The organism is Mesorhizobium sp. P2_A8, assembly GCF_056404935.1.
On the sequence record NZ_JBFUDB010000001.1, the window covers coordinates 179,186 to 201,946 of the forward strand.

The window sequence follows — 22,761 nt, forward strand, 5'->3', positions numbered from 1 at the left end:
CCTCAACGGCAGGCACCGGTTGGTCCCGGCGTTCCACTGGCTCAATCTGTTCCCGCCCCTCGTCTCTTGCCTTCATGTCGCGTTTCGTACAAAAGCTGGCGCAAACGCCGCGAAACCGAAGGTTTTGCCGTTTGAAAAGCGGCTTCCGGCTCGATCCCGACGTGCCGCACCTGGAAAGAGCGGAACAATGTCTGCGATCGAAGCCGGCGCTCACGCGCCGGAAAATCTTTGGCGTCAGGAAATCAGGGCGACGCTGGCGCTCGCCTGGCCGATGGTGCTGACCAATCTCGGCCAGACCGCGATGACGGCCACCGACGTCATGATGATGGGTCGGCTCGGACCGGATACGCTGGCCAGCGGCGCGCTTGGCGCCAACCTCTATTTCATGCCGCTGATCTTCGGGCTCGGGCTGATGCTGGCGACATCGCCGATGATTGCCACCGAGCTTGGCCGCCGCCGCCATTCGGTGCGTGACCTGCGCCGCACCGTGCGCCAGGGCCTGTGGCTGGCGATCTTGATCTCGATCCCGATCTGGCTGGTGCTTTGGCATGGCGAGGCCATTCTGCTGGCGATGGGTCAGGACCCCGTGCTGGCACATCAGGCCGGCATCTATCTGCGCTGGCTCGAATGGGCGGTGCTGCCGTTCTATGGCTATATCGTGCTGCGTTCGTTCATCTCGGCGCTGGAGCGGCCGGGCTGGGCGCTGGTCATCGTCTTCGTCGCTGTCGCCTGCAACGTCTTCTTCAACTGGGTGTTCATGTTCGGCAATCTCGGCGTCCGCTCGATGGGCATTGCCGGTTCCGGCCTCGCCACTTCGCTGTCGAGCACGCTGATGTTCGTCGGCATGGCTGTCGTTGTTATGCTGGAGAAGAAGTTCCGGCGCTACCATCTGTTCGGGCGCTTCTGGCGCGCCGACTGGCCGCGCTTCGGGGGCCTGCTGCGGCTCGGCCTGCCGATTGCCGGCCTCCTCGCCTTCGAGGTGACGATCTTCAATGCGGCGGCGCTGCTGATGGGCCTGATCGACGCGGATTCGCTGGCCGCGCATGCGATCGCCATCCAGATCGCCTCGATCAGCTTCATGGTGCCGCTTGGCCTCAACCAGGCGGTGACGGTGCGCGTCGGCCTGGCGCATGGCGCCGGCAATCCGGAGGGCGTTTCCCGCGCCGGCTGGACCGCCTTCGTCATCGGCGTCTCGTTCATGGCGCTGATGGGGCTGGTGATGATCCTGTGGCCGCATCTGCTGATCAGCGCCTTCATCGATCTCAACAACCCGGCCAATGCCAGGGTGATCGCGCTTGCCGTGTCGTTCCTGGTCTTTGCCGCCCTGTTCCAGATCTTCGACGGCGCGCAGGCGGTTGCCGCCGGCATGCTGCGCGGCCTGCACGACACCAAGGTGCCGATGATCTACGCCGCGATCGGCTATTGGGGCGTCGGCCTGCCGCTCGGCGTGCTGCTTGCCTTCCATTTCGGCTTCCATGGCGTCGGCATCTGGATCGGGCTGTCGTCGGGACTGGCCGTGGTGGCGGCGCTGCTGCTGGCGCGCTGGCTGCGCCGGGATCGCCTGGCGCCGCCGCTGGTGTTTGGGGGTTGAAGGCAAAACGGCCGTCGGTTCGGCGGGCGTTATGTCCTAATACTGTGACTCATTAGACGGTGCCTTCAGAACTGCCGCGAAACTCCACAAGGTACCGTGAGCAGACACGTGGCTCCGAGGCCTTGAACGTCCCATATCGGCCGGAAGCGGAACATCCGCTTTTGGGATGATTGAATTGAAAAGCCGACCTTCGCGCCCAGCTCATCGGCGGCTGTTTTGCGCCAGGCCCGGACATTGCATTGCTGGCATGTGCGTCATCATGCCCCCAGCTTGTCGAGCAAGGTCTTAGCCTCTTTCAAATCGAGCGTGTCGAAGCCCTCGGTGAACCAGCCGTAGGTCGGCGCGAGCAGGTCATGCGCCTCCGCGCGCTTGCCCTGTTCAACCAAAAGGCGCGCAAGCGATGTGGTGGCGCGGAGCTCCCAGGATTTGGCACCTTGCTCACGAGACCGTTCGATCGCCTGGCGGAACGAGATTTCAGCCTCGTGCCAATCGCTTGGTTCCGCAGCAGCATATATGGCACCTCGGAGCCGCAGCAATTCGGCATCGCACCACAACTCGCCGGTCCGATTCACCTGGTCGAGAGCCCGATCGATCAGGCGCACGCCGTCCGACGCGCGATTGACACTCCCGAGCACCTCCCCAAGGAAGCCCATCGTGTACGCCTGCGTCACTTGCGTTCCGACGGCCTGCATCCGGCCCAGGCTATCCTCAATCTGGGCGATCGCTCGCTCCTTTTGGCCCTGCTTCGCCGAGAGCCATCCCTTCTGCTGGGCGGCCATGGCAGCCCAAAAGGGATACGCCTGCTCGGTCGCGAACGTGAGCGCACGGTCGATCCGGTCCTCGGCTTCGGCCACCTCGCGTCGGAATAGTCGTAACCAGGCTGCCCATATCAGCACGTAAGCGCGGCTGAAGGGGTGCGCCAATCGCTCGGCCAAGACAAGAGCGTCTTCCATCCGGGACAGCGCCTGGTCGGGGTAGCCGAGGTGCCAAAGCACCACTGACCCGCGACATAGGCAAATCGGTCCGGGATCCTGGCCGTAGAGCGCAAGATGAGCTCGATGTTGCTGTGGGCGATACGCTTCGGAGGCCAGCTCTAAATGTTTCCGTGCCTCCCCGAAGTCGCCGCGCCAAGAAAAGCTGATTCCCCGAGCATAGTGGGCTTCGACCACCCACACGGGATCGTTACTGTGCAGGGCAAGGTCGAGAAGCCGTCCGCTCAGCTCGTGCGCGGACGTGAGTTCGGCGCGCGTGGCCGAGTAGATGGCCAGGCCGAGCAGAACCGGGAAGACATCCGCATCTTCTGGCATCACCTCGCAAAGGCGGCGTGCGCGAGAATATACCCGCTCGACCTCGGCATTTGCGTAGCCATTCTTGGCGGTGAGCACGCGGCCCAGCACCGTTAGCGCTGCGAGCTCGCGCCGCTGGCGCTCCGGGCCCGCAGGGAGCGTTTCGATCAAGTTCAGCGCTTTCTGCAGATGGCTCTGGGCCTCATCGTTGGCCGAACGGTCGTTGGCGCTCTCTCCCGCGCGCTGCCAATAGCTGATGGCCTGAAGAAGGAGGCCGGCAGCCGTATAGTGCTGAGCCACGATCTCGGGCTCGTGTTCGACGACCTCGCCGAAATGCTGCTCGAGCGCGTGGGCGATCCGGGTGTGCAACTGCTGGCGGCGACTGCGCAGCAAGGTGGCATAAGCGGCATCCCCCACCAGTGCATGCTTGAAAATGCACGTCGCGTGCGGCGGCCGACCGCGCGCGATCACGAGTTCGGCGCTGATTAGTTGGTCGAGGGCGCCCTGCAGTTCCCGTTCCTCGCGCTGCGCCACCGCCGCCAGCAGCTCATAAGAGAATTCGCGGCCGATGGCGGCGCCAATCTGCGCGACCTCCCGCGCTGGCGTCGTTAGCCGATCGAGCCGCGCCAGCAGAGAATCCTGCAGGGTTGCAGGGATCGCCAGCGGTGGCAGCGGACCGGAGAGTACGTAGCGGTCGCCTTCATCGGTCAGCACGTCGGATTCCATTACGGCCTTGGTCACCTCCTCGAGGAACAGGGGCACGCCGTCTGTCTTGGCCACCATCTGCTCGAGCAACCCGCCCGGCAGCGCCTTGCCCCCGGTCAATCGCTCCACCAGGGTCGCGCCCTGCCGGCGACTTAAGCGGTTCAGCGTGAGCGAGGTGACCCGCGGGTGGCCGATCCACCGCGGCTCGAACTCAGGGCGGAAACTGAAGATCGCCAATACTGCAAGGCGGGGGATCTGCTGGACCAATCGGTCGAGAAGCTCCAGCGAAGTTGGATCAATCCAGTGGATATCCTCAAAAACGATCAACACGGGCTGGCGGGCCGCCAAGCCAATAAGCTGCCGGACCAGAGCCTCGAGGGTCAGCTCCTTCTGGCGCTGAGGGCTGAGGTTCAGGGGTGCGTAGCGGCTGCCTACCGGGAGCGAAAGAAACGCCGACAACAAAGGGGCGACGTCGCGGAGCTTGTCTGTGGACCGCGCCAAGAGGCGCTCCAGCTTGTCGAGTTTTACGCTCGGCGAATCGTCTGGCTGGAAGCCGGCCGCGCGGGTGAGTTGGACAATCGACGGGCGAAGGGCGCTATTTGCGTGGAACGGCGAGCACTGGCAGCGGATGCGGACATGCGGTCGGTCCCGCAGGCGCTCGCGAAGCGCCTGAATCACGTGCGACTTGCCAATGCCGGGCTCACCGGAGAGCAGGACCACCTGCCCCTCGCCGGACGCGGCCTTGCTCCAGAGCTGCGCGAGCAGAGCAAACTCGTGCTCGCGCCCGACTGTGGGGGCGAGGCCGTTCGTCGCGCGCGCTTCGAAGCGGGTCTCGACGGCACTCTCGCGAAGCACGCGCCACGCACGGATTGGGGCGTCGAACCCTTTCAGGTCGTGCAGACCCAGGTCTACGAGTTCGAACAGCCCGCCGAGCAGTTGGCGCGTCGCGAGCGGGATCACGATCTCGCCAGGCGCCGCCAAAGCTTGCAGCCGCGCCGCTAGGTTCGGCGACTCGCCGACCACCGCTTCCTCCTGCGCCGCTCCTTCGCCGATGAGATCGCCCACCACCACCAGCCCCGTTGCGATGCCGACACGTACCGCAAGGGGCCCTTGTGCCGGGGTCGCGAGCCTTGCGATCGAATCAATGACCGCCAGCCCCGCGCGCACGGCTCGCTCTGCGTCGTCCTCATGCGCCTTTGGATAGCCAAAATACACCAGCACGCCGTCGCCCATGTATTTGGCCACAAACCCGCCAAACTGACGCACGCCCTCGGCAACGCACTTCTGATAGGCCGCAATCACCTCACGCAAATCCTCAGGGTCCATTCGCGCGGAAAGTGCTGTCGAGCCGACAAGGTCCGAGAACATCACGGTAACCTGGCGGCGCTCGGCGGTGTCCTTCGCGGCGTTGTCGATTGCCAGAGGCGCATCGGTTAACAGCGGCGTTGGTACGCTTGCTTGAGCACGCAAGGCTGCGATGGCGTCGAGCAGCTTGCGACGATGCCCGACAAATCCGACACCAAGATCCTTCAAGTCCTCAGCCGTCAACCTCGGCAGGACCGTGTCGTCGATTTTGTTCTCGCGGAAGGAGGCCTCATACTGTTCGAGGCCAAGCCTCCGCAGCCAACCTCCGACGTCCATGGCGGCGCCCCTGGCTTGCCTAGCCACCTATGATCCACCAGGGGAGACAGCCTGTCTAGGACCGGGTTTTGAATGGCCTGTTTGGGCCGCAAGCGGGAGGTCGGCTTTCGGGCATCGAGCTGGCCTAAGCAGTCATTCAACTCGTGGCCTCAAGTAGCTCATCCACGCTCCTCCTGACGCGGCGTGCCACCCCAGCCGATGTCGGGCTGATGTGCGTGGATGACCACCGCTTCTGGCGGCGCTGATTGGCGAGCCGCCTCGCCATCATTAGCGATGGAACGGAAAAGAAACCATTCAGTATCAGACTACCGCTTTTCGACGCACCTTTTTCGAATACGTCGGAACGAGCGCTTGTCGCGCAGCTCACGATGCCCCCAATTGGTGAACCGGTTCCATGAAGAGTCTGACAATACGCCACCGCATCCTCGTCAGTTTCGCGGCCGTTCTGGTGGTCATGTCCGTGATCGCCGTCATCGCGTACGCCTGGTTTCTTCAGGCGGGGCAGGAGGCGACTGAGGTCGAGAAGGGCATCCTTCCAGACCTCTATCACAGCACCGAGATCATGATGGGCCAGATGACGGCCCATAGTCTGCTTCAGGAATATGCCCTTCAGGACAACCCGTCGGATAGAAGCACGCTTGAAAGCGCGATCACGACCAATCGCGACCAAGTGCAGCGGTCGATGGACGACTATGAAGCAACAATCGTCTCCGACATCGACAAGCAGAATTATGCAGTCGTCAAAGAACTCGCCAACCAATTTCGTCTGGCTGAAACTGCTGTGCTGGACACAAGCCGGGCTGCCTTGTCGAAAGGTGAAACTCCCAATGAAAGGCCGGCCATCAAGAACACCGTAGAGCCGATCTTTGTAAAATTGCAGTCCGCTCTGCAGGCCATGGTTGAGGATCACAGAGGCGAGGCAAACAGCGCGACGCAGCGGATCAGCTCGATCGTTAGAACGGCCGAAGTCGGTCTGAGCGTTGGCTTGTTGATAGCCCTCGGGCTAGCCCTTCTTTTGGGTTACCAGCTGTTTCGCGCCATTACAGGTCCGCTCACCCGTTTGGTCGACGCGGTTCAATTGATGCGGCAAGGCGACTTCAGCGAACGCCTCGATCTTAGGCGCCGAGACGAATTCAGCGTGCTTGCCGACGGCTTCAACGCAATGGCGGACGATCTCACAACCCTCATTGGTCAGGTTCAAAGGTCCAGCATACAGGTCGGCACGTCGATAACTGAGATCGCCGCCACATCCAAGCAACAGCAGGCAACTGCGACTGAAATCGCAGCGACCACAACAGAAATCCGCGCGACAGCCAAGGAAATCTCCGCCACATCAAACGAGCTGGTCCGCACGATGAACGAGGTCTCCACAGTTGCCGAACAAACGGCTGCCGTCGCCGGCGGAGGGCAAGCGGGGCTGACTCGTATGGAAGAAACCATGCAGCAGGTCATGGAAGCGGCCGGCGCGATCAATTCCAAACTCGCGATCTTGAGTGAGAAAGCCGGCAGCATCAATCAGGTGGTGACGACCATAACCAAAGTCGCGGATCAGACGAATCTGTTGTCGCTCAACGCTTCCATCGAGGCGGAGAAGGCAGGCCAATATGGCCGGGGTTTTGCAGTGGTGGCGACGGAAATCCGAAGGCTCGCGGACCAGACGGCTGTCTCCACCTACGATATCGAGCAGATGGTCAAGGACATCCAGTCGGCAGTCGCGGCCGGGGTGATGGGCATGGACAAGTTTTCCGAGCAGGTCCGCCGGGGTATGCAAGAAATCCAGCAGGTCGGCGGGCAACTCTTCGAGATCATTCAGCAGGTTCAGGGGCTGGTGCCACGTTTCGAAGTCGCCAATGAAGGCATGCAAGCACAGGCGACCGGCGCGGGGCAGATCAGCGACACGCTAACCCAGCTAAGCGAGGCAGCTCAGCAAACAGTCGAATCCCTTCAGCAATCGACGCTCGCGATCGACGAGCTCAATCAAGTCTCAGGCGGCATGCGAAGTAGCATTTCGAGGTTCAAGCTGCGAGCATAGCGAGCCGGCAGTAGGAGGTGACAATGCTATTCCTCGCCTTCAGCATGGGTCCGGATCGCTACTTGATCGATGTCCACCAAATTGAAGAGGTTCTGCCCTATATCGATGTGAAAGTTCTTCCGGGTGCGCCAACTGGTGTGGTGGGTTTGGTCGGCTATAACGGAATACCCATCCCCCTGATCGATGTTACTCTTCTTGCGCTTGGCCGACCCTCGGAGCGCCTATTGAGCACCCGGATCGTTGTGACGCGCTATCCGGCGCATGATGGCGAGCAACGCCTGCTGGGGCTGATCGCGGAACGGGTGACGGATACGCTCGAGCGAGACCCGGCCGATTTCGCGCCGTTCGGACTTGAACCAGGAACCCCGCCCTATCTTGGGCCGGTGGCTTCCGATGGTTCGGAGATCATTCAGTGGGTCAAAGTGGAAGCGCTGCTTTCGGAAGAGATTCGTACCGCTTTGCTCCGCCAGGCCGCAGTAGGTGATCAATGACCGGCGCAATAGAAAAGCTCCTGACGGAAACCATTGGACTGGACAGTGCCAGCGTTGGTCCGACAGTGGTTCGTCAGGCGGTCAGAGACCGGATGGCAGCATGCCGGATAACCAACCCTCAGGCCTATAGGGAACACTTGACCGGTTCCTCGCAGGAGCTGCAGGAGCTGATCAATGCGGTGGTGATCCCAGAGACCTGGTTCTTTCGCGACCGAGAAGCGTTCACGATGCTGGCGCGGCATGCGCGCGTGCACAAGCCTGCTCAGCCGATAAGAGTCCTGAGCCTGCCATGTTCAACCGGCGAAGAGGCTTATTCGGTCGCCATGGCCATGTTCGATGCCGGCTTTGAGGCGCACGAGTTCAAGATCGATGGCGTGGACGTCAGCAGCCGCAATATCGCGACGGCTGAACGCGCCATCTATGGGCGCAATTCGTTTCGCGGCAGCCATCTCGAATTCAAGGATCGCTATTTCGAAGCGGCCGATGGCGGGTTGCGGCCTATTGCTGGGGTGCTGAAACAGGTTCGGTTCAGGGTAGGAAACCTGTTCGGTTCTCGCGCGTCTTTCGGGCAAGAGGTCTATGACATCCTGCTTTGCCGCAATTTGCTGATCTATTTCAATCGAGAGCTGCAGGATCGCGCATTGATCTGCACGAAGGACCTGCTGGCCAAAGACGGACTTCTTCTGGTCGGTCCGGCGGAAGCAGCTCTTCCAAGGTTGCATGGCTTTATTTCCGCTGAATGGCCATTGGCCTTTGCCTTTCTGAAATCGGAGCCCGTCAAGACCACGGCGCCGAAAGTTTCGGCCGCCGTCCCGGTGCGGACGCCAACCCCGAAGGTCAACAAGAGCGAGTCTCTTCTTCCGTTCCGACCGACAATTGGCAATGAAGGCCGTGGGCAGGCTCCGGCCAAGCCGCTTGCACAGGCCTCGGAAAGCCTCATCGCGGTTGAACGGATCGCCAATGCAGGACGGGTAAAGGAGGCACAGGAGGTCGCCCTGGCGCATCTCAAGGAGTTCGGTCCTTCCGCGGAAATCTTCTACCTGCTGGGCCTCGTCCAGGATGCGGATGGTTCTGCACCCGAAGCCGCGCAAAGTTATCGCAAGGCGCTCTATCTCGCGCCAAATCATCGAGAAGCTCTTGTCCATCTGGCCTTGCTGCTTAGCAAGCAAGGCGACCATAACGGCGCCGAGGCGCTGGCCGGCCGGCTGGGTCGGGTCCAGAAAAGGAGCGGCAGCTGATGGCGGCTTCGACAAGGATCGCTCAGCCGGTGGAGGAGATTGAAATCGACGACTGCTGGCGGCAAATAGGCGTACGGGGTGACAAGTCATGTCCGCTACTGGAGCAGCATCTCCACTGCCGGAATTGCCCGACCTACAAGAAGATTGCACGACGCCTCCTTGACCGTGCAGCGCCCTCGGCATATCGCGACGAATGGCCTGATAACGCTGGTCGTGCAGGGATCGAGTCGGCAGACAGCGACGCGCTGCAGACGGCCGTTCTCTTCCGTTTGGGGGAGGAATGGCTGGCACTTCCGGTCGGTATTTTTCATGAAGTGGCTGAATCTCGTCGCGTTCATTCAGTTCCACATCGCAGGAACAGTGCACTGCTCGGTATTGCGAATGTCCGTGGTGAATTGCTCATTTGCCTGTCCCTGGCCGAATTGCTCGGGATAGACGAGCGCAAGGAGGGGGAACAAGGCACACGAACCAAGGTATTTCGCCGCCTAGTCGTGGTAGGCGAGCGCGACAAGCGGGTTGCTTTTACGGTTGATGAGATCCACGGCTTACATCGGTACCGGGAACGCGACACTCTCGCTGTTCCGGCCATGATTGGCAAGGCACTGTCGGCCGTTACGGTTGCCGTGCTGCCGTGGCAGGGACGAGCCGTTGGCTGTCTCGATCCACGACAACTGCTCACGATGCTGGATCGGAGCATCGCATGACAGATGAAGACTTCAGCCAGGTTTCGATGCTCAGCCTCTTCCAGGCCGAACTGGAGACGCAGTCACAGGCTCTAACCTCTGGGCTTTTGGCACTCGAACGCGATCCTATCGCCGCCGATGCCCTGGAAGCATGCATGCGTGCCGCGCATTCCCTGAAAGGAGCTGCCCGCATCATCGACCTGATGCCCGCGGTCAAAGTTGCAAATGCGATGGAAGACTGCCTGGTCGCCGCGCAACGTGGGCATCTGAGGGTGCGACGGGAGCATATAGATGCGCTTCTGCAAGGCTCTGACCTTTTGAAATTGATCGCATCGGGATCATCGAGCGAGAGCGCCAACTCTGAAGTCGAAACCTTTCTCGCGAAGTTCGAGGAATTGTCCCTCCCCGAGGCAAAGCCCGGGCCCCAAGATTCTGCAGCTGATTTCGCAACTCCAGATCATGCCCAGGAGCAACTGGCGACGACCTCTTCAGCGAACCTCCTCGTTGGGGCGGTACCGCAAGCCCACGGCAGCATCGGCTCTGATAGAATGGTTCGGGTGACGGCAGACAGCCTGAACCGATTGCTCGGGTTGGCTGGTGAGTCGCTGATGGAAGCTCGGCGGCTCAGGCCATTCGCTGACGGGCTGCTACGGCTGAAGCGACTTCAATCGGACCTCGCAAGTGCGTTCGACAATCTTCATGCAGTGCTGCCGCCGGTTTCAAACGATGCGGCGGTGGTGGAGGCGCTGGCTGAAGCGCAGCGAAAGCTTCGGTTGAGCCAAGCGTTCCTGGCGGAGCGTCTCGATGAATTGGATTCAGTGGATCGGAAAGCGACCGATCTTGCCAACAGATTGTACGACGAAACGTTGGCGAGCCGGATGCGGCCTTTTGAGGACGGCGTGCGACACTATGCGAGAACGATCCGCGACCTCGGTCGTACCCTTGGCAAGCGGGTGCGACTGGAGATCGTAGGCGGCTCGACCGGCATCGACCGCGATATCCTCGAGCAGCTCGATGCCCCTTTGGGGCATCTTCTTCGCAACGCTGTAGACCATGGGCTTGAACCGCCCGAGGAGCGCCTCGCGATGGGGAAACCCGAAGAGGGGCTCATCAGGCTCGAAGCGAGGCATAATGCCGGGCTGCTGCAGATAGCCGTGGTGGACGACGGCAGGGGGATCGAGCTCCCGAAGCTGCGCGAGACTGTCGTCGCCCGGCAGCTTGCAACCAGGGAAAGTGTTGACACACTCAGCGAAACCGAATTGCTCGCATTCCTGTTTCTGCCGGGCTTTTCGATGAAATCGGGCCTTACCGACATCTCCGGTCGCGGTGTGGGGCTCGATGCAGTGCAAGCCATGACGAAGGAAGTCCGGGGAGTCGCAAGCGTCTCCTCAGAATTTGGGCACGGAACCCGATTTCAACTGCAACTGCCGCTGACGTTGTCGGTCCTGCGCACGCTGCTCGTCGATGTCGATGGAGAGCCCTATGCTTTTCCACTCGCTGCCATTTCCAAGACTTTGAAACTGCAGCGGACGCAGATCGATCTCCTGCAGGGCCGGCCGCATTTTCGATTGAACGATCGACAGATCGGGCTGGTCACCGCGCGCGAGGTGCTGGATCGAGGTGAGCCCGGATCGGAACCGAACGAACTCTCGGTCGTCGTCGTGGATGCGGGTCGGGGCGATGCGTACGGCCTGATCGTTGACCGTTTTCTCGGGGAACGCGAGTTGGTGATCAGACCTCTCGATCCACGGTTTGCCAAGATCAAGGACATCAGCGCAGCAGCCCTGATGGAAGACGGTTCGCCTGTTCTGATCTTCGACGTCGACGATCTGATCCGATCGGTGGAAAAGCTTGCGTCGTCCAGCGGATTTCGAGCTCTTCGGCGCGCCGCGGGCGGTCCCGAAGCGAGCAGGCGCAAGCGCGTGCTCGTGATTGACGATTCACTGACGGTTCGCGAACTCCAGCGCAAGATGCTGGGCAATTACGGTTATGAGGTCGAAGTGGCGGTCGACGGTATGGACGGGTGGAATGCCGTCCGGTCTGGTCCTTTCGATCTCGTCGTCACCGACATCGACATGCCTCGCATGGATGGCATTGAGCTGGTGAGTTTGATCAGAAAGGACGCTCATCTCAAGAACACACCCATCATGATCGTTTCATACAAGGATCGGGAAGAAGATCGCGCGCGCGGGCTCGACGCAGGTGCGGACTATTATCTGACCAAGAGTAGCTTTCAGGACGAGGCCCTGATCCATGCCGTCGTGGACATGATCGGCGAGGCGGCTGAATGAGATCGAAATCGGAAGCCAACGAATGAGAATCGGCGTAGTCAACGACATGCCGATGGCGGTTGAACTTCTGCGTCGACTGGTCCTGTCGACCGGCGAACATGAGGTCGCATGGATCGCGACCAATGGGCGTGAGGCGGTCGAGGTCTGCAGACGTGATCTGCCGGATCTGATACTCATGGATCTAGCAATGCCAGAAATGGACGGCGTGGAAGCGACCCGCAGAATCATGGCGGAAACCCCGTGCTCGATCTTGCTGGTGACCGCCAGTATCGAAGCCAACCTCGCCGGCGTCTACGAAGCAATGGGTCATGGCGCGCTTGACGCAGTCGATATTCCGTCAGTGGGCATCGAAGGTAACGCGTCCTCGCAATCCGCTCGGCTTTTGACGAACAAGATAGCAACGATCGGCAAGCTGATCGGTGATGCGCCGACCAAGGCAAAAAGGCGGATGTCACGTGCGGCTGAGCCGACACCTCGACGCCTGATTGCAATCGGTGCCTCCGCGGGCGGGCCGGCTGCCGTTGCCGCAGTCCTGAGCGCGTTTCCCGTTGATTTTGGCGGCGCGATCGTGCTCGTCCAGCATCTCGATGCTCAGTTCGTTCCAGGCCTTGTTGATTGGCTCGGGCAGCATACGCCTCTCCCGATCCGTCCGGCGCGGGAAAGGGATAGTCCTCAAGCGGGCACCGTTCTCGTCGCCAGTTCTGCGGATCATCTGGTTTTCAAGTCAGCTCAGCAACTTGGCTATACGCCCAGCCCCAAGGACAATGTTTATCGGCCGTCCGTAGATGTGTTCTTCGAAAGTGCGGCGCAATGGTGGCCTGGCTCGGTGATTGGTATTCTGCTCACAGGCATGGGCAGGGATGGTGCGCGCGGGCTGAGACAGCTCCGCGACAAGGGGCATTTCACAATCGCGCAGGATAGAGCAACCAGTGCCGTCTATGGCATGCCGAAGGCCGCCGCTGACATCGGCGCGGCTGTTGATATTCTTCCTTTGAGTGCGATCGGCTCACGTATAATCGAAGCCTGCGAGCGCTCCACGTGAAAGGGCACGTCCGATGACGCAAGAACCAGAGCTGGTCCCGCCACTCGCAGATAACTATTCATCCATGGTTCTGCTCATCGATGATCAGATCATGGTTTGCGAGGCGGTCAGGCGCGCTCTAGCCAACGAGCCCGATATTTCCTTACACTTCTGCACCGACCCGTTGAGAGCGATGACGGTCGCGGATGAGGTAAAGCCAACCGTTATCCTGCAGGATCTCGTCATGCCCGGGGTCGATGGGCTGCATCTGGTGCGAGAATACAGGAAGCATGCGTCGACACGCGCGGTCCCAGTCATTGTGCTGTCGAGCAAGGAAGATCCAGCCACCAAGGGCGAAGCCTTCGCTGCGGGAGCGAACGACTATCTCGTCAAACTGCCGGATCGTATCGAGTTGATCGCACGTATTCGATATCACACGCGGGCCTATCTGGATCACGTCCAGCGAGACGCGGCATACCGAGCGCTAAGGGAAAGCCAGCGACAGCTGATCAGTGCAAATCTCGAGCTTGAACGTCTGACCCGGATCGATGGCCTGACGGGTCTCGGCAACAGGCGCTATTTTGACGAATATCTGGCGGCTGAATGGAAACGCGCTTTTCGCGCACAGTCCCCATTGTCGCTGTTGATGATCGATGCCGACAACTTCAAACGATACAACGATACCTATGGCCATATGGCCGGCGACGAGGTGCTCAAGCAAATCGCCCGCGTAATCCAGAGCGGTTCCGGCCGCTCCACCGACCTCGCTGCGCGGTACGGAGGCGAAGAGTTCGTCATCGTGCTGGTCGACACTTTACTGGAACAATCCAGTGCGATCGCAGAGCGGCTCGTCCAGAGCGTGCGGGAGTTGAACATACCCCACGGCCCGGATCGCGTGACCATCAGCGTTGGCGTCGCAACAACGGTGCCCAACGAGAACGAGACGCCAAACGATTTCGTCAATGCCGCCGATTTGGCACTGTTTCGTGCCAAATCGGAAGGACGAAATCGTGTGGCGCTTCATATGTCCCGCAGCTAGGCTTAAGGCAATTCCGAAGTGCGGTGCGTGATCTGAGGCCAAGTTGGGCCTGCGAGGAGGCGACACTCGATTGTCACGTACGAGTAACCATTCGAAGATCGGGGGCTTTCCTCGGCCGATCTAAGGAGCCGGACAACGGGCTTGCCCACTGGTTAGGCAAACGGTTGGGCCATGGAAGCTCTATTGCAAGGCCGTGAATGGATAGCGGCAGGACGCTTCGCTGTCGCCGACATCATGATGGCAGACGTGCTGCGCGAAACGCTGGCCGCCGACATACCGGGTTATCCGAACAATTCCGAGCATACATTGAACGGGCCAACGGGCCTGGGCGCGCCCGGCCTTCAGGAAGGCCTATGTTGACCAGCTCGCTCACTTTGCGGCTGGAGATCGAACTCATCGCCAATGACTGCTGGGCGTCCGGTCTGGGGTGGGAACGTGCCGTTTCGCCTGTTCGCTCGAATTTCTGCTTTTGGGATTCCGCTGGGGCCAGCTCAACGACCGACTTCAGGCGCGAAGCTGCCGCTTGCGAACCGATCGCGAAATCGCATTTGGGTCAAAGCGGCCCACCGCCAGTTCCGCTCTGACAGGAGCGTGGGTGACAAGCAGTTCGTTCCACTCCACCGGGTTTTCTGGTTGAATACCTGAAACCCAGCCGTGGAGCGCCTCCCATTTTGAAAGATCCCTTCGCCCCCCTACGGCAGCGTTTCCTGGCCCGGTGCGCCGCTCAACTGACGGAGTTGAAGGCGGCGCGTCATAGAGGCCCGCTACCGGGCTCCAGCGGCTCGCTGATTGCGACCGCGCACTCGCTCGCCGGAGCCGCGGGAACGTTCGGGTTTTCGGAGATCAGCGTGCGGGCATCGGCGTTGGAAACATTGCTGATCGAGCAGGCGGATGACGGGGCCGCGCACATCGCACTCGATGCCCTTATCACCGAGATCGAGCGGACGCTGAAGTGACTCAACCGAGTGGGCTCACTTCTTCGGGCCAGTCAGCCCGGTCCTGGTCATCTCGCCCCAGCTCTGGTCGGCGCGCAGATACTGCCACCAGCCCTTCACGCGCCAGAAATTGTTGAGCTGGCGGTAGCCGAAATTCTCGATCACAGCCACGGCCGTGAGCACGGCGAGGTCCCGCGCGCGCGGAAAGCGCTGAAGCTCGGCCTCTTCGAGGACCAGCGAACACACGCTCACGCAAACTCCGTAGGTGAAAACCAGCGACGTGAACGCCAAGAGATATTCGGTCGAAAGGATGCCGAGCAGCCAGAAGGCCGGGATCAGAACATAGCCCAGCACCTCCGATATCGGCCCAAGCACATCGACAACCAATATGTGGCCAAAGCCGAGGAAGCCGACACGCCCATAGCGGGGGTTGAACAGCATGGAGCGGTAGCGGAAGAAGCATTCAAGCGCACCGCGCTGCCAGCGCGTGCGCTGCCTTGCCAGAACGCGCAGTGACTCCGGCGCTTCGGTCCAGCACACCGGCTCCGGAATGAACTGGATGCTGTATCTGCGTTTGGTGTCCATCATGTGGCGATGCAGCTTGATCACGAGGTCCATATCCTCACCCATCGACCCACTGGTGAAGCCACCAACCGCCACAACTTCCGTGCGGCGGAACAGACCGAAGGCTCCGGACACCAGCATCAGCGTGTTGATGCGGCTCCAGGCAAGCCGCGCCATGAGAAAGGCGCGCAGATATTCGACCACCTGCAGCAGCGGCAGCAGCCGGTGCGGCAGCCGGACCTCGCGCACCCTGCCGCCTTCGATCCTAGAGCCGTTGGCGATCCGGATCGTGCCGCCCACGGCGATGGTGCGCTCTGGATCGTCGATGAAGGGCTGCGCGGCGCGCATGAGCGCATCGGGCTCGAGGATGGAATCGCCGTCAATCACGCAAAACAGCGGCGCACGGCAGACATTGACGCCGGCATTCTGGGCATCGGCCTTGCCGCCATTTTCCTTGTCGACCACGAACAGCCGTTCGGTCATCGGCGAGGAATAGAGGCCGCGGATCGGCTTGTGCGTCAGCGCCTCCTCATAGGGCCGGTGGAATTTCACCAGCTTGAAGCCTTCGATAAGGCGCTGCAGAGTCTGATCCTTCGAGCCGTCGTTGATGACGATGACCTCGAAATTCGGATATTCGAGCGCCAGCATCGAGTGCACGCTCTCGACTACGTTCACTTCCTCATTGTAGGCGGGCACCAGCAGCGCGATCGGCGGCGCGACGTCGCCATAACGGTGCCACAGCAGTGCCGAACGCGCGACCGGCGGGCGCTTGGACAGCGCGTAGGCGGCGATGATGAGCTGCAGCAGGTAGACCACCGTCTGCGCCAGCCCGGCCCCGATGATGAACCAGGACAGGATGGAGGCACCCAGAACGATCTCTTGGCTCCAGTCGAACATCAGGCGGCCGGCCCCTCGGCAAGGATCAGCGAGGCCGTGCGCTGGCTGCGCGAGACCTCGCTGGCGGCGATCTCGCGCAGCACCTGTTCGCCCTGCTCGCCGAACGAGCGCAATGCGTTGGCGGCAGCATAGCGCACGGTCCATGCCTCGTCGTCCATCAGTTGCGCCAGCGGCGCCGCGAGTTCAGACAGGCCGAGCCGGCCCGCCGCATCGGCAGCGTCGGCGCGTACGTCCCAGCCGCCATTTTCCATCGCCTTGACCAGGATGGCCGGCGCGTTGGCATGTCCGGTCAGGCCGAGCGCCCGCAATGCGGCTGCGGCGACCTCCGGCGACGGATCGCCGGCCGCGCGGGCAAAGAACTCACCAAACTGGAAATTGCCGCCGCGGGCAAGCGCGTCGATCGCGGCCGCCCTTATGAAAGGCACCGCGTCCTGACGCCTGGCGTAATCCTCAAGCTCGTCGAACCGCCTTGGCGGAAAGCGCCTGAAAAGCTCGATCAGGCGCCGCGAGCGCTGCCCCGCCACGCCGATCTTGCGCAGCGTTATGACGAGCGGCGGCAAGGCACCGACATCGCAGAGCGCGATGGCGACGGCGATCCTGACCTCGCGCGACCGGTCGCGGTCGAGTGCCGAAAGCAGGCTTGCCACCGCGTTTTCCGAACGCAGCGCCGCCAGCATCTCGGCCGCGTGGATGCGTTCGGCGCCGTTGCCTTTTTCCAGCTGGGTGCCGACAAGCGCCGGCAGGCCACATTCGTTGAAGGCTGAAAGGAGCTCGTCGTGCTCCTCGCCGCGCAACAGCGAAATGAACTCGAAGCCCGCATCGATCGCCACCCTCGCCGGCACCGCAAGCAGCGCCGCCTTCAATGCCTCGCGATCCCGGTTTTCGGTGAAGGCGATCAGCGCCGTCAGAAGAAGGCGACGCTGATCGGCGCCCGCCGTCCCCCGGCGCTCGTGCAGCATCCGGCGCACGATCAGCAGAAGCATGATCGCCAGGGAAAGGACACTGAGCAGGATGGACAGGTACCAGATGTACAACATGATCAGAACCGCGTGGTTAGGCCGAGCCCGAATATGGTTCGGTCGAATGTCGGGCGTTGCTCATGGGCGAGGCTGGCGCGCAGTGTCAGCGGGTCGGTAACGTCCCAGGAGATGCCGCCAAAGACGGTGCGCGTCGGCACCAGCGTGCCGTCGGAGATCTCGGGGGCATCCGCGTAACCACCGAACATATTGACGCCCTGCGCGACCTCAAGATCGGCCCGCAGCACATAGCCATCGGCGCGCGTGCCGATATCGTCGGCCGCGTGCACCCATCGGGCCGAAAGCCCGAGCCGGCCATCCAGGACATAGGCCTGAACCCAGGGCGAGATGGTGGTGATGTCGGCGTTGGCGAAATTGTCATAACGAGCATCGATGTTGAGCGAGAACGGGCCGAACGCTTTCGCGGGCGACATGACCTGCCACGAAGCGCCGGCGCCAATCGAGTAGCGCGCCAGGAAATCGGCATCCGGCGTCGCCGCCGCCAGCGCATACGTGGAGACCGTGGGCGAGAAAGCCTGATCGATGCGGCCCTCGATCTGAACGTCGGTGCGACCAAAGCGGGTCGCCACCCGGGTGCGACCCGAAATGGTCGTCTGCGGGCTGAGCCGGTAGGCAAGGCCGGCCGAACTGTCGGTCCAATCGGCAAGCCCGTCGGTGACATCGCTCACTTCGCTGCCCAGATCGAGCCGCCATTTGCGTGGCGGCGGCGCGGCGAGCCTCTGCTCGACATCGCGCGAGCCGGGTTCGAGGGCAAGCGCCTGCCGGTAGGCGTCCCGCGCGGCGGCGTCGTCGCCACGCCCCCGGCGCAGGTCGCCGATCCCCACCAGCGCCTCAGCATTGTGCGGATCGACCGCAAGCACCCGCTGAAACGACTGCTCGGCCCGCGTGTAATCCTGCTCGAGCAGGGAAATCCGCGCGTCGAGAGCGATCGCCTCGGCATTGTCAGGCGCGGTGCCAAGCACATCATCGATCATGGTGCGCGCGCGCGGCACGTCGCCCTGCCAGATCGCCAGGCGCACCTTGCCGAGGCGGGCATCGAGAAGGCTGGGCCTAATGGCCAGCGCCTGGTCGAAGAACTGCCCGGCCTCGTCGAATTTCTGCTGCGAGCCAGCCACGAGACCCATGGCGACCAGGATGTCGGTGTTTTTCGGCGCCAGCCGGAGGGCGCGACGATAGGCCTTCTCCGCCTCGGGCAATTGTCCCGCCGCCCGCAATCTCCGGCCCTCCTCCATAAGGCCGGCGACGGGATCTGGCCGCGGCGGGCGCGGCTTCTTCCTCGCGGTCGCAGGCTTCGCCTTGCTGCTGCCGGCCTGCTGGGCCTCGCGGATGTTGGCGACAAGCTTACTCGCATCGGCATTGCCGGGCTCGGCACGCGACACCTGTTCGGCGAGCGGCAGGGCGGCGTCCAGATTGCCGGACCGGAACTCGACCTGAGCCATGCCGAAGCTGGCATCCAGATAGGCCGGCGCAAGCGAAAGCACCCTGGAAAAGGCTTCGCGCGCCGCGGGCAGATTGTTGCGGCCAAGCTCGGCGAAGCCAAGTTGCACAAGGGCGTCGGCATTGTCGGGCTTGAGCGCCAGCGCACGCCGAAGCAGCTCCGCCGCCTCGTCGAAATGCTGGGCTTGCCTGGCCTTGACGCCGGAGGCGTACAGTTCGTCGACCGTCTGGGCCAGCGCGGCGGCAGGCGCCGCTGCAACCGCCAAGAAAACGCATGCGGCAGTGATGGCGCGCCGGCCGCGCCGCATCAGCGTTTCCCGCTCTTCCGCGCCAGTAGACGCGCAAGCCGGGCCAGGAGCTCCTCGGGAATGAAGGGTTTCACAAGGTAGTCGTCGGCCCCCTTCTCAAGGGCCGAGACGATGTCCCTTTCGCCCTTGCGGGCGGTCAGCATGACAACCGGGGTTTCGGACAAAGCCGGATCGCTCTTGATGCGGGCAAGAACCTCCAGGCCGTCGGCCTTGGGCATCATCGCGTCGAGCACGATGATGTCCGGCGCCTCATGCTGCGCCTTCGAGAGCGCTTCCGCCCCGTCTACCGCCTTGATGACCTCGTATCCCTTTGCCCTGAGCCTGAATTCCATCAGTTCGATCAACAAGGGATCGTCATCGCAAATCAGGACTCTTGTCTTCGCTCCGTTCACCAGCCTTGCTCCGGTTCGCGCCTCGTTTGCCGCTAGCCCCCCGGAGTGATTGATCCATGAACCGACATCCGCCAACGCGGTTCATGCAGACAGGCACATTCTTCTCAAATCTCTCGCCGACGTCCGCCGATGCCGCGCGATAATAGACAACCTGATTCGAGACGCCTGGACCTCAGCACAATCAGTAGATGAATAAGGCGACATGGTATAGGAGCCGTGAACGGCATCGCACAGGCTGCAGCCAGACTGCGCTCTGTGCCTAAGCCAACCGTCGTTTCAGGCGCGTGGCACAAGCAATCTTTTGACGTCACCGGCAAGCGCAAGCGGGTCGAACGGCTTGGCGATCACCCCTACCGCCCCCATCGCCAGATAGCGTTCGACCTCATGCGTCTGGGTGCGCGCGGTGATGAACACCACGGGTATCGAAGCCGTCGGCCGAGACTCGGCCAGGCGCCTCAGCGTCTCCGGTCCGTCCATGTCTGGCATCATCACGTCGAGCAGAATGAGGTCGGGTCGCCATTCGGCGGCATCGGCCAGCGCCTGCATGCCGGAAGAGCAGGACCGCACCTCGAATTCCGGCTCGAGTTCCAGCGACATCTGGGCGATTTCGCGGATATCGTCCTCGTCATCCACATAGAGGATCCTTGCGGGCATCAGCGTGACTCCTTGGCGGGCGCGGCAGGCCGAGTGCGGGACGAAACCAACATGCTCCTGACCAGCTTTGCCACATCGATCTCCGACGCCCTGGTCTTGGTCATGATCGCCTGCACGCGATCGCCGAGTTTCTGGTCGAGCTCCGCCGCCGAAAACACGATGACCCCGGTCTCCAGCGGCAGATCGACGAGGAGGTCCAGGCCAGATCCGTCGGGAAGTGCAATGTCCAGGATGATCAGATCGAAGCGATGCTTCGCGACCGCCTCCCGGGCTTCCTGCAGCGTCTTTGCGGATGTGATCGAGACGCCGGAACCCAGCCCCTCCGACATCACCGCAAGCACGCCCTCATCGTCTTCGACATGCAGAATCTGTGGCCTCGGCTCGACCCTGCGGCCGACGATCTTGGCGAGAGCCGTGTGAAGCCGTTTTGAATCCACCGGCTTCTCCAGCCAGTCGACGATGCCGACGGCGCTGCCGTTCAGCGAGCGCCTGGCCTCGTCGGCGACGGCAGAGATGACGATGACCGCAATGTCGGAATTCACCGGTGATGCCCTTATGTCGTGGAAGAGCTTGATGCCGGATTCCCCCGCCAGCTTGATGTCGAGCGTCAGCGCCACGTAGTCGCGGGAGCTCAGGAGCGCCTTGGTGGTCTCGATATCGGGCGCGACGTCGCTGGAAAAGCCTTCCGCATCGAGAAGTGCTGCGATCACCGCTGCGACGTCGGGCTCGTCCTCGCAGATGAGGACACGCAGGCGACCATCGCGCTTGCGCGCCCGGCGCTCGACCAAAACCGGCTTCTCGGCCTGCCTGTGCGCTTCGGGAAGGTCGACGTGAAACGAGGTTCCCTTGCCTTCCTCGGTTTCGAAGGAAACGGCGCCACCCAGCTTTTCGGCGATGGCTTTGACGATGCTCAAGCCCAGGCCGGTGCCGCCTATCTTGCGGGTGCTGGAGGCGTCCGCCTGCTCGAACTTCCCGAATATGCGGTTGCGGAACGTCTCGGGGATGCCGGCGCCCTGGTCCATCACGGAAATGCGCAGCATGTCGCGGTCACGACGCTGGAATTTCACCGTGACGGTACCATCGGTGTGCGAGAACTTGATCGCGTTCGACAGGAGGTTCGCCATCACCTGATGCAGGCGATCCGGATCAATGTTGGCCTCGGCGCGCGGGGCATCGTCGACCAGAACGATCCTGATCCGGCTCTCGGCCATGTAGTTGGAACTGGCGGCAATGGCCTGCTCCAGGACCTGACGGACAGGCATCTGCTTGATCTTGAAGGTGATCACGCCTGATTCGATCTTCTCCATATCCAGGATGTCGTTGATGAGAAGAACCAGCCTTTCGCTATTGGTGTGGGCGATGTTGACGAGATTGGCGGCCTTGGGCGGCAGTTCGCCGGCCACGCCGGCCGCGATCAGGCCAAGCGAGCCGCGGATGGAGGTCAACGGGGTGCGCAATTCGTGGCTGACCGTGGAAATGAAATCGTTCTTGAGCTGGGCGGTGCGCTTCTGCTCGGTGATGTCGCGATTGTAGGTGATGACGCCGACGATCTTGCCGGACTCGTCGCGGAACGGGGCCTTGAGCGTGTAGAGCCAGCCTTGTCTGCCATCCGGCAAAAGCGCGGGCTGATCGATCCGCAGTGTCTGCCCGGTCTCCAGCGCGCCCATCTCATCCTGCCGGAATCGCTCTGCCACCTCCTTCGGATAGAAATCGAAATCCGTCTTGCCGATGAGCTCCTCCACCGAAGCAGCGCGAACCATTTCGGCGGTGGCGGGGTTGGCGGCGATGAAGCGGCCGTCGACATCTTTTATGTTCAGGCAATCCGGCAGTTCGCGAACCATGGCCCGGTAGGTCATGTTGGACATCAGGAGATCCCGCCGGCGCTGCTGCCGGTCGAGCAGTACGCCGATGATGATTGTGCTGAGGAAGCGGAACACGAGGGACGGGAACGTGCTCTGCTGCACAAGGCCGGTGACGACTTGCGCGGGAATGACCAGGAGCGTGATCAGCCCGGCGAGAGCGACCGACACGCCGAGACCGAATATATCGTACATGGTTCGCGATCGGACCGCGACGATGTGGTGCCACGCAATGCCGACGACTGCGGTGATGAGGATACCCATGACCCCGACGCTCGCGCCCTGCCCGCCGAGATGGATGCGATAGGCAATCGAGCCGACCGTGGCGATGAGCATTGCCGGCCATCCGCCGAAGAACGCGGCCGCAGCAATAAAGGCGGCGCGCAGATCGACGACGAAGCCGGAGACGGACAGGGCCGTCGCCATGGAAATGATCGCGCCCACGCACATGACCACGCCGAGAAGCAACGACTGCATCCGCCGCGAGAGACGCCCGGTGAAATCCGCCACAAGGTCCCAGGCGACCACGAGGATGGAGACCAGGGCAAGGTTGGCGAGGAGTGAGTGCCAGATCTCGGTCATGACTTCGGCTCCTTTTTTCCGATAAATACCGGCAAAACCTATCCGAGGTCTAAAGAAGCTACAGTGCGGTCGGTGGCG

The 22,761-nt window shown here is 62.0% G+C and carries 17 protein-coding genes; 10 read left to right on the top strand and 7 right to left on the bottom strand.

Annotation, left to right across the window (positions count from 1 at the left end; genetic code table 11):
* The first annotated feature begins 187 nt into the window (after positions 1 to 187).
* Entirely contained in the window at positions 188 to 1,591 is a 1,404-nt protein-coding gene (locus AC1D10_RS00890; RefSeq protein WP_477268266.1) for an MATE family efflux transporter, read from the top strand.
* A gap of 257 nt (positions 1,592 to 1,848) precedes the next feature.
* On the opposite strand, the gene AC1D10_RS00895 is transcribed toward AC1D10_RS00890, so the two are convergent.
* Positions 1,849 to 5,223, bottom strand: a complete 3,375-nt coding sequence (locus tag AC1D10_RS00895; protein WP_477268268.1) for an adenylate/guanylate cyclase domain-containing protein — start codon at positions 5,221 to 5,223, stop codon at positions 1,849 to 1,851.
* A 394-nt stretch (positions 5,224 to 5,617) separates the two neighbouring features.
* Here AC1D10_RS00895 and AC1D10_RS00900 point away from each other — a divergent pair, with 394 nt between their 5' ends.
* The 9 genes from AC1D10_RS00900 to AC1D10_RS00940 all read left to right on the top strand — a co-directional run bounded on the left by AC1D10_RS00900 (position 5,618) and on the right by AC1D10_RS00940 (position 14,974).
* Positions 5,618 to 7,255, top strand: a complete 1,638-nt coding sequence (locus AC1D10_RS00900) for a methyl-accepting chemotaxis protein (protein ID WP_477268270.1) — start codon at positions 5,618 to 5,620, stop codon at positions 7,253 to 7,255.
* A gap of 23 nt (positions 7,256 to 7,278) precedes the next feature.
* On the top strand, positions 7,279 to 7,746 hold the full coding sequence (locus tag AC1D10_RS00905; protein ID WP_477268272.1) for a chemotaxis protein CheW: 468 nt from the start codon (positions 7,279 to 7,281) through the stop codon (positions 7,744 to 7,746).
* Positions 7,743 to 8,984, top strand: a complete 1,242-nt coding sequence (locus AC1D10_RS00910; protein ID WP_477268274.1) for a CheR family methyltransferase — start codon at positions 7,743 to 7,745, stop codon at positions 8,982 to 8,984. The genes AC1D10_RS00905 and AC1D10_RS00910 overlap by 4 nt, the downstream gene beginning before the upstream one ends.
* Complete coding sequence (locus AC1D10_RS00915; RefSeq protein WP_477268276.1) at positions 8,984 to 9,688, top strand: chemotaxis protein CheW; 705 nt, start codon at positions 8,984 to 8,986, stop codon at positions 9,686 to 9,688. Before AC1D10_RS00910 ends, AC1D10_RS00915 begins: the two co-directional genes overlap by 1 nt.
* Positions 9,685 to 11,958: a hybrid sensor histidine kinase/response regulator gene (locus AC1D10_RS00920; protein WP_477268278.1), complete on the top strand. Its 2,274-nt coding sequence runs from the start codon at positions 9,685 to 9,687 to the stop codon at positions 11,956 to 11,958. The genes AC1D10_RS00915 and AC1D10_RS00920 overlap by 4 nt, the downstream gene beginning before the upstream one ends.
* A gap of 22 nt (positions 11,959 to 11,980) precedes the next feature.
* The gene (gene cheB, locus AC1D10_RS00925) at positions 11,981 to 13,000 is read left to right on the top strand and encodes a chemotaxis-specific protein-glutamate methyltransferase CheB (protein WP_477268280.1); all 1,020 of its coding nucleotides are present in this window, start codon (positions 11,981 to 11,983) and stop codon (positions 12,998 to 13,000) included.
* Positions 13,001 to 13,064: 64 nt separating this feature from the next.
* Positions 13,065 to 14,018 (top strand): diguanylate cyclase, encoded by a 954-nt coding sequence (locus AC1D10_RS00930; protein WP_477268282.1) that lies wholly within the window; start codon positions 13,065 to 13,067, stop codon positions 14,016 to 14,018.
* 171 nt (positions 14,019 to 14,189) lie between these two features.
* Entirely contained in the window at positions 14,190 to 14,378 is a 189-nt protein-coding gene (locus AC1D10_RS00935; RefSeq protein WP_477268284.1) for a glutathione S-transferase family protein, read from the top strand.
* A gap of 311 nt (positions 14,379 to 14,689) precedes the next feature.
* On the top strand, positions 14,690 to 14,974 hold the full coding sequence (locus AC1D10_RS00940; RefSeq protein WP_477268286.1) for an Hpt domain-containing protein: 285 nt from the start codon (positions 14,690 to 14,692) through the stop codon (positions 14,972 to 14,974).
* Positions 14,975 to 14,989: 15 nt separating this feature from the next.
* Here AC1D10_RS00940 and AC1D10_RS00945 read toward each other — a convergent pair whose 3' ends face one another.
* The 6 genes from AC1D10_RS00945 to AC1D10_RS00970 all read right to left on the bottom strand — a co-directional run bounded on the left by AC1D10_RS00945 (position 14,990) and on the right by AC1D10_RS00970 (position 22,683).
* A complete protein-coding gene (locus AC1D10_RS00945) occupies positions 14,990 to 16,414 on the bottom strand; it encodes a glycosyltransferase family 2 protein (RefSeq protein ID WP_477268288.1) in 1,425 nt (474 codons plus the stop codon).
* A complete protein-coding gene (locus AC1D10_RS00950; RefSeq protein WP_477268290.1) occupies positions 16,414 to 17,451 on the bottom strand; it encodes a HEAT repeat domain-containing protein in 1,038 nt (345 codons plus the stop codon). The genes AC1D10_RS00945 and AC1D10_RS00950 overlap by 1 nt, the downstream gene beginning before the upstream one ends.
* A 2-nt stretch (positions 17,452 to 17,453) precedes the next feature.
* Entirely contained in the window at positions 17,454 to 19,196 is a 1,743-nt protein-coding gene (locus AC1D10_RS00955; protein ID WP_477268292.1) for a YaiO family outer membrane beta-barrel protein, read from the bottom strand.
* On the bottom strand, positions 19,196 to 19,588 hold the full coding sequence (locus AC1D10_RS00960) for a response regulator transcription factor (RefSeq protein WP_477268294.1): 393 nt from the start codon (positions 19,586 to 19,588) through the stop codon (positions 19,196 to 19,198). Before AC1D10_RS00960 ends, AC1D10_RS00955 begins: the two co-directional genes overlap by 1 nt.
* Before the next feature lie 276 nt (positions 19,589 to 19,864).
* Positions 19,865 to 20,242, bottom strand: coding sequence for a response regulator (locus tag AC1D10_RS00965; protein WP_477268296.1), 378 nt, complete (start codon positions 20,240 to 20,242; stop codon positions 19,865 to 19,867).
* A complete protein-coding gene (locus AC1D10_RS00970) occupies positions 20,242 to 22,683 on the bottom strand; it encodes a hybrid sensor histidine kinase/response regulator (RefSeq protein ID WP_477268299.1) in 2,442 nt (813 codons plus the stop codon). The genes AC1D10_RS00965 and AC1D10_RS00970 overlap by 1 nt, the downstream gene beginning before the upstream one ends.
* Between the last annotated feature and the right edge of the window lie 78 nt (positions 22,684 to 22,761).

Coding starts and splice junctions, on each gene's coding strand:
- AC1D10_RS00890 (WP_477268266.1), top strand. CDS start 188: ATGTCTGCGATCGAAGCCGGCGCTCACGCGCCGGAAAATCTTTGGCGT.
- AC1D10_RS00895 (WP_477268268.1), bottom strand. CDS start 5,223: ATGGACGTCGGAGGTTGGCTGCGGAGGCTTGGCCTCGAACAGTATGAG.
- AC1D10_RS00900 (WP_477268270.1), top strand. CDS start 5,618: ATGAAGAGTCTGACAATACGCCACCGCATCCTCGTCAGTTTCGCGGCC.
- AC1D10_RS00905 (WP_477268272.1), top strand. CDS start 7,279: ATGCTATTCCTCGCCTTCAGCATGGGTCCGGATCGCTACTTGATCGAT.
- AC1D10_RS00910 (WP_477268274.1), top strand. CDS start 7,743: ATGACCGGCGCAATAGAAAAGCTCCTGACGGAAACCATTGGACTGGAC.
- AC1D10_RS00915 (WP_477268276.1), top strand. CDS start 8,984: ATGGCGGCTTCGACAAGGATCGCTCAGCCGGTGGAGGAGATTGAAATC.
- AC1D10_RS00920 (WP_477268278.1), top strand. CDS start 9,685: ATGACAGATGAAGACTTCAGCCAGGTTTCGATGCTCAGCCTCTTCCAG.
- cheB (WP_477268280.1), top strand. CDS start 11,981: ATGAGAATCGGCGTAGTCAACGACATGCCGATGGCGGTTGAACTTCTG.
- AC1D10_RS00930 (WP_477268282.1), top strand. CDS start 13,065: ATGGTTCTGCTCATCGATGATCAGATCATGGTTTGCGAGGCGGTCAGG.
- AC1D10_RS00935 (WP_477268284.1), top strand. CDS start 14,190: ATGGAAGCTCTATTGCAAGGCCGTGAATGGATAGCGGCAGGACGCTTC.
- AC1D10_RS00945 (WP_477268288.1), bottom strand. CDS start 16,414: ATGTTCGACTGGAGCCAAGAGATCGTTCTGGGTGCCTCCATCCTGTCC.
- AC1D10_RS00950 (WP_477268290.1), bottom strand. CDS start 17,451: ATGTTGTACATCTGGTACCTGTCCATCCTGCTCAGTGTCCTTTCCCTG.
- AC1D10_RS00955 (WP_477268292.1), bottom strand. CDS start 19,196: ATGCGGCGCGGCCGGCGCGCCATCACTGCCGCATGCGTTTTCTTGGCG.
- AC1D10_RS00965 (WP_477268296.1), bottom strand. CDS start 20,242: ATGCCCGCAAGGATCCTCTATGTGGATGACGAGGACGATATCCGCGAA.
- AC1D10_RS00970 (WP_477268299.1), bottom strand. CDS start 22,683: ATGACCGAGATCTGGCACTCACTCCTCGCCAACCTTGCCCTGGTCTCC.